Source organism: Saccharopolyspora sp. NPDC002376, from assembly GCF_053593195.1.
Genome location: NZ_JBSFBZ010000106.1, coordinates 1 through 10815, shown reverse-complemented (window position 1 = coordinate 10815; position 10815 = coordinate 1). Strand labels below are relative to the sequence as shown.

At 65.7% G+C, this 10815-nt stretch carries 8 protein-coding genes and 2 pseudogenes; 5 read left to right on the top strand and 5 right to left on the bottom strand.

What is annotated here, in order from left to right:
- Positions 1-204, top strand: a pseudogene (locus tag ACWCO2_RS36075) (transposase); the annotation flags it as partial.
- A gap of 123 nt (positions 205-327) precedes the next feature.
- Positions 328-552 carry an acetone carboxylase subunit gamma gene (locus ACWCO2_RS36070; RefSeq protein ID WP_450132293.1) on the top strand — a complete coding sequence of 75 codons (225 nt, stop codon included), beginning with the start codon at positions 328-330 and terminating at the stop codon, positions 550-552.
- A gap of 84 nt (positions 553-636) precedes the next feature.
- Here ACWCO2_RS36070 and ACWCO2_RS36065 read toward each other — a convergent pair whose 3' ends face one another.
- The 4 genes from ACWCO2_RS36065 to ACWCO2_RS36050 all read right to left on the bottom strand — a co-directional run bounded on the left by ACWCO2_RS36065 (position 637) and on the right by ACWCO2_RS36050 (position 6782).
- A complete protein-coding gene (locus ACWCO2_RS36065; protein ID WP_450132292.1) occupies positions 637-1563 on the bottom strand; it encodes an integrase core domain-containing protein in 927 nt (308 codons plus the stop codon).
- 486 nt (positions 1564-2049) lie between these two features.
- The gene (locus tag ACWCO2_RS36060; protein ID WP_450132291.1) at positions 2050-4953 is read right to left on the bottom strand and encodes an amidohydrolase family protein; all 2904 of its coding nucleotides are present in this window, start codon (positions 4951-4953) and stop codon (positions 2050-2052) included.
- A gap of 764 nt (positions 4954-5717) precedes the next feature.
- Positions 5718-6107, bottom strand: coding sequence for an integrase core domain-containing protein (locus tag ACWCO2_RS36055; RefSeq protein WP_450132290.1), 390 nt, complete (start codon positions 6105-6107; stop codon positions 5718-5720).
- 39 nt (positions 6108-6146) lie between these two features.
- A complete protein-coding gene (locus tag ACWCO2_RS36050) occupies positions 6147-6782 on the bottom strand; it encodes a helix-turn-helix domain-containing protein (RefSeq protein WP_450132289.1) in 636 nt (211 codons plus the stop codon).
- A 637-nt stretch (positions 6783-7419) separates the two neighbouring features.
- Between ACWCO2_RS36050 and ACWCO2_RS36045 the strand changes: the two genes are divergently transcribed.
- From ACWCO2_RS36045 to ACWCO2_RS36035, 3 genes are all read left to right on the top strand, one after another.
- Positions 7420-9003 (top strand): FMN-binding glutamate synthase family protein, encoded by a 1584-nt coding sequence (locus ACWCO2_RS36045; protein WP_450132288.1) that lies wholly within the window; start codon positions 7420-7422, stop codon positions 9001-9003.
- A 772-nt stretch (positions 9004-9775) separates the two neighbouring features.
- Positions 9776-9958: a hypothetical protein gene (locus ACWCO2_RS36040; protein WP_450132287.1), complete on the top strand. Its 183-nt coding sequence runs from the start codon at positions 9776-9778 to the stop codon at positions 9956-9958.
- Positions 9959-9976: 18 nt separating this feature from the next.
- Positions 9977-10168, top strand: coding sequence for a hypothetical protein (locus ACWCO2_RS36035; protein WP_450132286.1), 192 nt, complete (start codon positions 9977-9979; stop codon positions 10166-10168).
- Positions 10169-10258: 90 nt separating this feature from the next.
- On the opposite strand, the pseudogene ACWCO2_RS36030 reads toward ACWCO2_RS36035, so the two are convergent.
- Positions 10259-10733: pseudogene (locus tag ACWCO2_RS36030) on the bottom strand (ISAzo13-like element transposase-related protein); the annotation flags it as partial.
- Positions 10734-10815: the final 82 nt, after the last annotated feature.

Genomic DNA, 10815 nt, shown 5'->3' with positions numbered 1-10815 from the left:
AGCGGCTCGGTCATCGCCCAGCACTACCGCCGACACCGACACCAGGAATTCCTGCGGTTCCTCAAGCTTATCGACGACGCGGTCCCGAAAGACCTTGACCTGCACCTGGTTTTGGACAACTACGCCACCCACAAAACGCCCAAGGTCAAAGAGTGGCTGCTGCGGCATCCACGGTTCCACCTGCACTTCACCCCGATCAGTACGAGGACGATGATCGCTTCGAGGTCTATCGCGCGATCCTGCAGGAGCGCGTCGGCTGGCCCGAGGAGATCCTGCTGCCGATCGGCGAGCAACTCCTACATCGTGTAGGCGGCGTACGGCCGGGTCGTGAAGTGCGACTGCGGCCAGGAGTTCGGCGACTACCGGGAGAACTGGAAGCTCAGCGCCCTTATCCGGGTTCGCTGCGACCGGGAGAGCTTCCAGGAGATCTACCCGGGCAGCTTCGCCTGCGACCCGGAGTGGATGGAGATCCGCGAGTTCGTTTGTCACCTCCCACGATGGAGTTCATGCCGAGCGCACGGGTTCCGGCGACAGCTGCTACGAGATCGCTAAAGACGCCGACTCCGTAGCTCAACCGACACCAAACGGACTCATCCAGCCGGACGGTGTGCTTGCCGGGAATGTCATTCATCGAGGTCAGGACGCGTGTTGGTGCTCGTTGAGGATGCCGCCCAGGCGTTCCCGTCTTCCTATGCTGAGTCCAGCGATCTGGGTTGAATCGGCGATCGACTCCGGTAAGAGGTGAAGCGGCCGGGCGTTTGCGATGCCTTGGTGGGGTCGATGCGAGTTGTAGAACTCTTCGAACTCTCGTAGGGCGTGGAGCAGGTGCTGCTGGTTCCAGATTAAGGTGCGGTCGAGGAGCTCGCGTCGGCAGGTCTGCACCCATCTCTCCGTGATCGAGTTCATTCTCGGTATCTGGATGCCGCTGAGCACGACTTCGATCCCCGCGTCGTTGAGGATGGCGTCAAACAGCTCGGGAAACTTGCTGTCCCGGTCCCGGATCAGGAATCGCGCTTTGCAGCCTGCGTCCTCGAGGTCCATGACAAGGTTCTTCGCGGCCTGGGCCACCCACGAGGTGGTCGGGTGCGCGGTGGCGCCCAGAACACGGATCCGGCGAGTGCCGTGCTCGATCATCGCAAGGACGTACATTTTCGTTCCGGTCAGGGTGACTGTCTCGAAGAAGTCGCACGCGAGCAGGGCATCGGTCTGGGAGCGCAGGAAGCTCGCCCAGGTACTCGAGCTCCGTTGGGGTGACGGGTTGATCCCGACGTCTTTGAGGATTTCCCATACGGTGGAGGCGGCCACCTTGATCCCGAGGACGAGCAGTTCGCCGTGAACTCGGCGATAGCCCCAGTTGGGATTTTCCCGTGCCAGGCGCAACACCGGACGCGTATCGAGTGTACGGTTCGCGGCCGGCCTGGGTGCTTGGGCTTGGACTTGGCGGCGTGGCGGCGTGTGACCAGGTCGTGGTGCCAGCGCAGGGCCGTGTCCGGGCTCATCGGCAGCAAGCGCAGCATGGCGAACGCGTTCGTCACCCCCGAGGTAGGCCAGTCGCAGCAGCACGGTCGATCATCATGCCGCGCCCACCGTCAGCCGCGCGAGAGCGCCGACTCGAGCGACTACGGCCGGGCCCTAGAATATCCACTCCCACCTGCACGGATCAGGTATTCGGCAAGGGCAGGCGCAATGGATCTGGTTCAGGAAGCTCAGCGGTCGCTGTACGCCACTGTTAGGGCGACGGCGTGGGTGGTGGAGAAGTTACGTGACGTCCCCAGCCAGGCGGAGCATGTGTGGCAGGAGCGTGAGCAGGTGATGCACCGGCTGGGGAGTGGGCTGGACCATGGACCGCCCTGTGGAACGCGGTGTTCGCTACTGGCACACCAGCAGCGGCAGAGGGGCTTGACCTGACCACCCACCCGCGAGGGCCCGACCGGAGACCGACACTTGGAGAAGCTGGGCAGACCAGCAGATCACACCTGCCCAGCCGCCTCATCGAGATCAACAATCAAGGACCGGAGATCATCACGCAGCCTGTCCACGGATCCAGGTTTAGTGTTCGCAGCAGGCGCGGTGGGCCCATTCTGGTTCGTGCCACCAGAATCGTGGGTTGCGTTCAGGGGCGGCGTGCCGGATTCCGTTCAGCGGTGCGGGGGCACTGGCGGCCTGGAGGTCCTGGAATGGGCGGAGGAGGTCTTCGGTGGTGTGCACGTTCCCGGCCTGGATGGTGGTGTGGACTGCGGCGGCGGCGGCGATGTCGGTGAGGGGGTCGCCGTCGAGGAGGGCGAGGTCGGCGTGGGCGCCGGGGCGGATTTCGCCGAGTTCGCCTTCGAGGCCGAGCCAGCGGGCGGGGTTGCGGGTGGCGATGGTGAGGGCTTCGTGGGGTGTGAAGCCGTGGCGGACCATGGCGCGCAGGTTCATGTGCAGGGAGATGGCGACGTTGTCTAGGGGTGCGTCGGTTCCGGCGATGACGAAGCCGCCGCCGCGGTGGATACGCAGGAGCATGTCCACCTGATTCGCGAGTTGGGCGCGTTGGGTTTCCCCGGTGGGTCCGGATGCTTGTTCGGCTTCGTTGAGCAGGAGTTGGTATTCCCAGGGCGGGAACAGGACTTTGGTGCGGGTGTCTTCGATCAGGGTGTGGTCGAGGGCGTAGAGCGCGGATGAGGTGAACAGGGTCGGGGTGATGGACATGGTGCTGGTGGTGAAGAGCTGGATGACGTCGTCGTAGGCCTTGCCGAGTTGGTTGCAGGTGTGGGAGTAGCCGAGCCGGTTGGTGGCGCCGGTGTGTTCCATGCCGTCCATACCCAGATTCGCGGCTGGGTAGAGGTAGTGTGAGCTCAGTGGTCTGCCCTGGCGGTGCGCCGTTGTGATGGCTTGTTGCTGGAGCCAGATAGGCAGCCGCACGTAGGTTTTGATGAGGTCGTAGTCCAGTGTGGACGCACGCTGCATTTCCAGCTGTAGCTGGTCGGCGCTGAGGGTGGGGCGCATGAAGTTGTAGTAGATGCGGGAGCCGTCGATGGCTTCGCCGGTGGCGAAGTAGCGTGGCCCGATGCGGTCGCCGGAGGCGAGGGCTTCTCGGGTTTCTTGCATTTGGTAGACGGGGTCGCCGGGGGAGCGGGTGGTGGTGATGCCGTAGGACAGCCATAACCGGCCCTGCCGGTCGCCCCATTGCCTGCCGCGCAGGTGCCAGTGGTTGTGCGCGTCGATCAGCCCGGGTATCGCGGTCAGCTCGTGGGCGTCGACGGTCGCGGGACTGCTCTGGTGGGGCAGGATGGCGGCGATTCGGCCCCCGTTGAGGACGATGTCCACGTCCCGACGCAGCGAGGTCGAGCGGCCATCCCACATTGCGCCGACCCGCACTATCTGGTGCTCCTTGGTGCGTGCCGGCTGCCATCGCAATTCCAGGGGGATGTCGCTGACCGTGCGGGTGTCGATGTGGACCGACCGCAGCCTGCCACCGTTGAGGAACAGTAAGTGTTGACCGTCCATCCAGGATAGTGAGTCGGTGAGTTCGGTGGTGACCCGCCGCGGATCGCCGGTGAACCGGCCCGCGGCGTCAACGGGAACTACCCAGGCGTTGGATTCCATCACGAACGCGAGATACCGGCCGTCCGGGGACCACACGGGCCCGTCGTCACCTCGGGTGGACAGCGAGTGGAACGGTGCGGGTTCGGTGTAGTGCAGTGCGCCAGTGTCGAGTTCTACGCGCAGGATCTGGCTGGTGCCTTCGCGGAACCGGCCGCTGTAGGGGTTGACCGCGGCCAGCACCAGCACCCGGCCGTCCGGCGACCAGTCGGCTCGTCCGGGCTGGAACATCGGCGGGGTGACCTGCCGGGTGGCGCCGCTGTCCAGCTCGGCCACCCAGGTCGCACCGTCCTGGTCCTGGTAGGCGATTCGGTTGCCGTCCGGTGCGAAACGCGGCGTCAGCTGGGCGCCGTTGATCGCGCTGAAGCGCTGCTCGGTACCGGTTTCGAGATCGTGCAGCCACAGATCCGCTGTGCCGGCCCGGTCCGAGACATACACCAGCCGACGCCCGTCCGGGGAGAAGTCCGGGTCGGAGTTGAAATACCCGTCCGCCACCAGCTTGCGGGGCGTGCCGCCGACGGGCATCAGCCACAGCGCGTTGAGCGCGCGGAACGCGATCTGCCGACCGTCTGGTGAACACACCGGGCTGGCGATCCCAGCCACCGTCCCGCCGCGAAGGCCGGGCCGCCGGGGCGGGTAGCTACGCCGGGTCTGCACCGCAACGGTCGCGGTGAACCCGATCTCCGCATGGCCGCCGCCGAGGCGATGCCGGCGCAGTTTCCCGTCGGCGGTGTAGAGTAACTCGTTGGCGGACAGCCAGCGCGGGGCGAACGCGAACACGTCCTCGCCCTCGGTCACCGGGTGCTCGTCGACCAGCAGATCCGACCTCGTCCCGCTGATTCGCACGTACGCCAGAAAAGCGCCGTCCGGTGACAGGCTCGGCCCGTATAACGAGGCGCCTTTACCGGCCTCGACCAGTGTGTGGACCTGGCCGGAGGCCAGCTCCACACGCTCGATGGCGGCTGTCGCCGCGGTATAGACAAGTGCCGCGCCATCCGGGGACCAACTGGGCATCGACGTATCCGGCCGCCCCGTGGTCACCTGCGTGATCCGACCACTGGCCCACTCCAGAACGAACACCTGATAGCCACCACCGGCACGGTCAGAAGTGAACGCGAGATACCGGCCGTCCGGGGAAAACTTCGGTTCGCGATGATCACTGCTCCCGGTGGTGAGCTGCCGCAGCCCACTGCCGTCCGCGCCTACAAGCCACAGGTGGAAGTTGCCATCCCGGTAAGACTGGAACGCCAGCATCCGCCCGTCCGGAGCCCAGTCCGGCTGCGTGGCATCCTGCAACTCACCGGTCAACCGCCGCGCACCACCACCTGCGGCATCGACCACCCAGATCGAGTTGACCAGATCAAACGCCACCTGCGAACCACCCGGCGCCGCCGAAACGGAAATGTTCGTGCCCTCCGTCAGCACAACATCGGCCACAGGCGAACCCGAAACCGACTGTGCAAACGCCACTCCGCGCGAGGTCAGCGCGAGCGCGGCGGCAGCCCCCGTCCCCGCCTGCAACACGGCCCGCCGGCTCACCGACGATGCCCCCTCCATACCTGATCCACCGGTGCTGCTGGCCATCACGCCTCCCACTGATCAATGCCAGGCCGGGCGCCGTAGCGGTCTCGTGATCGTGAAACACCGTCACCACAAAGACAATCAACCGACCAGACGCATCAGAAAACGCCGATTCGCCTAACACGCAGTGATTTTCGTAGTTTAAAATTCGATTTGCCCTGCAGGGCAGTCGCATCTGACGTCGACAACAGTCTGCTGGTATGAGCTTGGCTGAACAGGGCGGTAATCGGAGGCCCCACGCAGCCACGCCGACGGCGTTCGTATCTCCGTCTGGAAACCAACAATCCACGAGTTATGGCGGAACCGTTGGCTTCTCGTCATCGGGCGCGCTCGTCTCCCCATGCGGCAATCGCGTCACCGACTTCCGGTACCTCGTCCGGGACCGCGCCGGCCAGTTCACTGCGTCGTTCGATGCCGTCCTCGCCGATATCGGCATACAGGTAGTGAGGACTCCTCCACGTTGCCTGCAGGCGAACTGCTTCGCCGAACGGTTCGTGCGCACTGTCCGAGCCGAACTCGCCGACCTGTGCCGTTCAGAAACCCATCGTGACCGGTCAGGCCGCATATCTGTACTCGTTGATCAGGCCGCCAAGGACGCGAGTCTGGAGCGGCTGTCTCGGAACGCTCGTGTCGGCTAGCGGTACGGCCTGGCTGTCGGCAAGTGGAGGACGCTGTTTGCGGGCTTGATGGGGGCGATGGCCGTTGTAGTGCCGGGCGTAAACGTCGAGGATGCGCCGCGCGTGGTTCTCGTTCCAGATCAGGACATGATCGAGGACCTCGCGCCGCAGCGTCCCGATGGCCCTCTCGCAGTGCGCATTCATCCACGGAGACCGCGGGGCCGTCTGAGGAATCTCGATGCCCTCGGACTCGAAGACCGCGTCGAACGAGTCGGTGTACTTGCTGTCCCGGTCACGGACCAAGAAGCGCAGCGACTCGAAGTGCACGCCCAACTCCGCGGCCACGTTGCGGGCTTGTTGCACGGTCTACTGCGCGGTCGGATGCGCAGTAATTCCGGCGACGTGCAGGCGGCGTGTGGTGTGCTCGAGGAACACCAGCGCGTAGACCCGGCGCAGGTCCACGAGGTCGATGTGCAGAAAGTCGCAGGCGATGATGCCGTTGGCCTGTGTTGTCAGGAATTCCCGCCACGTCGGACCGCCTCGGCGGGGAGCCGGGCTGACGCCGGCCGCTGTCAAGATCTCCCAAACCGTGGAAGCGCCGATCCGATGCCCCAACCGCGCGAGCTCACCTTGGAGCCTGCGGCAGCCCCAGCGCGGATTCTCTCGGGCCAGCCGCACTACGAGCTTCTTCATCGCTTTTGTTGTCGGGGGTCGGCCCGGTCTGCTCCGGCGCTTGCTGTAGTCCCACCGGCGGGCGACAAGCTTGCGGTGCCAGGTGAGCAAGGTTCCCGGCGTCACCGGGAACACCTGCGGCCAGTGCCGCCGGGGTATCAGCGAGGACAGCGCCGCGAGCCACAGCCGGTCTGCCGGTTCGTACCGGACCGGTACCGCGAGTTGCCTGCGCAGCACCGCGTTTTCGTGCCGGAGCACCAGCAGCTCGGCCTCCTTCGAGGCCTCTCGACGCAGCAGCACCGCCGGGACAGAGAGCAGCTTCCGTGTCACCCGATACACTAGCGAAGCGATCATCGGGGCATCGTTTCAGCGCACCTGCGGGCCCCACCAGCCCCTACAAGTGCGGCAACGCATTTCTGAACGGCACAAGGTCGTGCGCACCTCCCTGTTGGCCGCCGTCGTCCCAGGGCACCGCCCAGATCATCGTGGACAGCACCGGACGGGCCCGCGGCAACCATCCACCTGTCGATCGCGCCCTACGGGCTCTTCGCCTGCCACAGCGGGCCGCTGCAGTGGTTCCCGGCTGACGACGGACCCGAGCGGAGGCGTCGACACTGGCCCGCGCTGAGGCTGGACGAGCACGGGGCCCTTCGTGTGGAATTCGATCCGACGCGTCGCTGTGCCCCGAACGTGTTCGGCACGGCTAGCCGCGCGGGCGGACGTTGACCTGCTCGGTCTGGCTGAACCCGGCGACTCGGGACGCCTGCTAGCACCTGTTCCGAGCGTGGTCCAGCCGACATATTCGCAGCTCACAAAGCAAGTCGGTGTGTCCTGCTGAGACGTCCCATGTGGATGCCCGGTGGGACGGCAAAAGCCCCGACCGCCCGCCAAGCCGACGCGGAAGGCTTCACTGAGCTGGCCTGAGGGGGAAGGCATCACCCGTCCGCTACCCATTAGTGTGGCTGGTGTGATTCGTCTGTTAATCGTCGCCGGTCTGGCCGTGGCAGCGCTCGCCTCGATCGTGTTGCCTGTCCTGGTCTCGGTGTGGTGGTTGTTCCTGACGGTGCCGTTGCTGGCGCTGGCGGCGGTGGCCGTGCGCGACGTCTCCCAAACACGGCATGCGCTGCTGCGCAACTACCCGGTGATCGGGCATGCGCGCTACCTGCTGGAAAATGTGCGTCCCGAGATCCAGCAGTACTTCATTGAGCGCAACACCGACGGAACGCCCTTTGACCGGAACGTGCGCGATCTGGTGTACCAGCGGGCGAAGGGCACCAAGGACGTCGAGCCCTTCGGTACCGAGCGCAACGTGTACGCCGCCGGGTACGACTCGTTCACGCACTCGATGGTGCCGGTGGACCATGCGGAGACCGAGCCCAGGGTGCGCATCGGCGGCCCGGACTGCATCCAGCCGTATGAGATGAGCCTGCTCAACGTTTCCGCGATGAGTTTCGGGTCGCTGTCGGCGCAGGCCGTCCTCGCCCTCAACGGTGGTGCGGCCAAGGGCGGGTTCGCCCACATCACCGGGGAGGGGGCGGTGTCGGACTACCACCTGCGTCCAGGCGGTGACCTGGTGTGGCAGCTCGGCACGGGCTACTTCGGCTGCCGCACTCACGATGGCCGGTTCGACCCGGACAAGTTCGCCTCCAAGGCCGCGCATCCGGCGGTGAAGTGCATCGAGCTGAAGCTCTCGCAGGGCGCCAAACCCGGGCACGGTGGGGTGTTGCCGGGGAGCAAGGTCACCGCGGAGGTCGCGCGGGTGCGTGATGTCCCCGAGGGCAAGACGGTCTTCTCGCCGGGATATCATCAGGAGTTCTCGACGCCGCGCGAGCTGATCCAGTTCATCGCGCGGTTGCGGGACCTCTCCGGAGGGAAGCCGGTCGGCTTCAAGCTGTGCGTCGGTTCGCGCCGCGAGGTCCTTGCGGTGTGCAAAGCGATGGTCGAGGAGCGCACGACACCGGACTTCGTCGTCGTGGACGGATCTGAGGGCGGTACCGGAGCTGCCCCGGTGGAGTTCGCCGACTTCGTCGGCACCACGCTCACCGACGGTTTGATGATCATGCACAACGCGCTGACCGGAGTGGGCTTGCGGGACCGCGTGAAGATCGGTGTCAGCGGGAAGGTGGCGACCGGTGCGGACATCGTCAAGCGGCTCATCCAGGGTGCCGACTACACCAACGCGGCACGCGCGATGATGTTCGCTGTCGGCTGCATTCAGGCCCAGGCGTGTCACACCAACACGTGCCCCGTGGGCGTTGCCACCCAGGATCCGGGGCGCGCGAGAGCCCTCGACGTCGCGGACAAGACCGAACGCGTCTACCGCTTCCACAAGTCCACAGTCGCCTCGGCGCTGGAACTGATGGCCTCCATGGGGGCACGCGGCCCGGCGGACCTGCGCACTGACATGCTGCGTCGCCGGGTGGACGCCAACACCGTGCGCCCCTACTCGGAGCTCTACGAGTGGCTGGCTCCCGGCGAGCTCCTCGAACACGCACCGCCGAGCTGGCAGGAGGATTGGAGCAAGGCTGACGCGGACTCGTTCACCGGCTGACGACGCGCCAGAGGTATGGGCGGCACCGGCGTGGCTGGCGGGGAGGCCGCGTCGAGGTGCCCCGGACAGGGACAGGGTGACGGTTTCGAAGAAGTCGCAAGCCAGCACGGCGTCGGCCTGGGAGTATAGGAAGTTGGCCCATGCGCTGGAGTTTCGTTCGGACGCCGGGTTTATCCCTGCTTCCTGCAGGATTTCCCAGACGGTCGAAGGAGCCACTTTCACGCCCAGGACGAGTAATTCGCCGTGGAGTCGGCGGTATCCCCATCTGGGGTTCTCTTTGGCCAGGCGCAGCACCAAGACTCGTACGAAGCGTAGTGGCCGGCCAGGACGCTTCGGTTTGGAATCAGTCGCATGGCGGCGTGCGACCAAGTCGCAGTGCCAGCGCAGCGCCGTGTCCGGGCGCACCAGCAACCGCAACCTGTGCAGCGGATTCCGCGGCAGCCGGTGCAATAACGCCGCGAGAAACGCCCGATCAGCCGGGCCGAACTGCACCCTGTTCTTACCGAGTTGCCGCTCCAGCACCGTGATCTGATGGCGCAAGGCGAGGATCTCGACGTCCTTGTCTCGGTCGCTCATTGGCAGCAGGCGCAGCATGGCGAACGCATTCGCCACACCCAGGTAGGCCAGTCGCAACAGCACAGTCGATCATCATGCTGTGGCGTTCGACAGAGCGAGAGCGCTCACTTGACCGATTGCGTTCGATCCACCCCTACGCCATGCTCCGCCCCGTCTCACCTGCGCGGACGAGGTTATCGGTAAGGGCACCGGCGGCATGCGCCGCCGGCTGGACCTGGCCAGCTGCCTGGTGGGCGACCCGTCCGTGCCGTTCCTGGACGAGCCCACCACCGGCCTCGACCCGGCGAGCCGGATGACGCTGTGGACGATGGTGCGGGAACTGGTGTCCGACGGGGTGACGATGCTGCTGACCACCCAGTACCTGGAGGAGGCCGACTAACTCGCCGACCAGATCGCGATGATCTCGGCCGGGGAGATCATCGCCGACGGCACTCCGGACGAGCTCAAGCGCAAGGTGGGTGGCGAGTGGCTGGAGGTGGCGGTCACCGTGCCGGACACGACGGAATCGGCGGTCGCCGCGCTGCGGCCGGTGACGGCCGAGGGGCCGTCGGTCGACGTCCAACCACTCACGATCACATACCGACCGTGATCACAAACGCCCCGTCAAGACCGGCGGCCAGACCCGGAAGTTGATCAGGCAACCAGCGACAGAACCGTTGACATGGCACGGCCGGAAAGAGTCGTGGGTGGCCACCGTGACCGGCTCACCGGCCGGCCGCCACTGGCGACCGGGATTCTTGTACTCCCCGATGAGCTCCTTTTGCTTCGTGTCCACACTGACTACTATCGGATCCCCCGCCGCTTGATGCTCCTTGACCTGCTCCTTGAGGTAGCGAAACTGCGCGTCACTATCCGGATTCTGCTTGCCCTCCAGGGGTTTGACGTTGCTCTGCAGGCTGAAACCTTCCTCCCGCAACACATCCGCGACCGTATCCGCGGAGATCGGATGCCCCTGGGCGGTGAGTTCCGCGGCGAGCGTGCGGGTCGACTTGGTCGTCCACCGCAACGGCAACATCGGATCACCCCGCACATCCGGTTCCACCAGAGCCAGCAACGCCGCAGTCCAGGATCGGTATCCACCAACCGTTTCCGGCTCCACCAGGCCGGCGTACACGCCCCAACGGCGCCTCACCCGAGTCCAGCTGGCCCGCCCCGGAGTTTCCGGACAGTGGCCCCACTAGAATGGGGTTGTCTGGAACGGAGTAAGTGAGTGTCGCAACGGCGTCGGAAGTTTTC

What these genes read in the sequence shown, in the direction of transcription:
- ACWCO2_RS36040 (WP_450132287.1), top strand. Translation starts at nt 9,776, where the DNA reads ATGCGCCGCCGGCTGGACCTGGCCAGCTGCCTGGTGGGCGACCCGTCC.
- ACWCO2_RS36035 (WP_450132286.1), top strand. Translation starts at nt 9,977, where the DNA reads ATGATCTCGGCCGGGGAGATCATCGCCGACGGCACTCCGGACGAGCTC.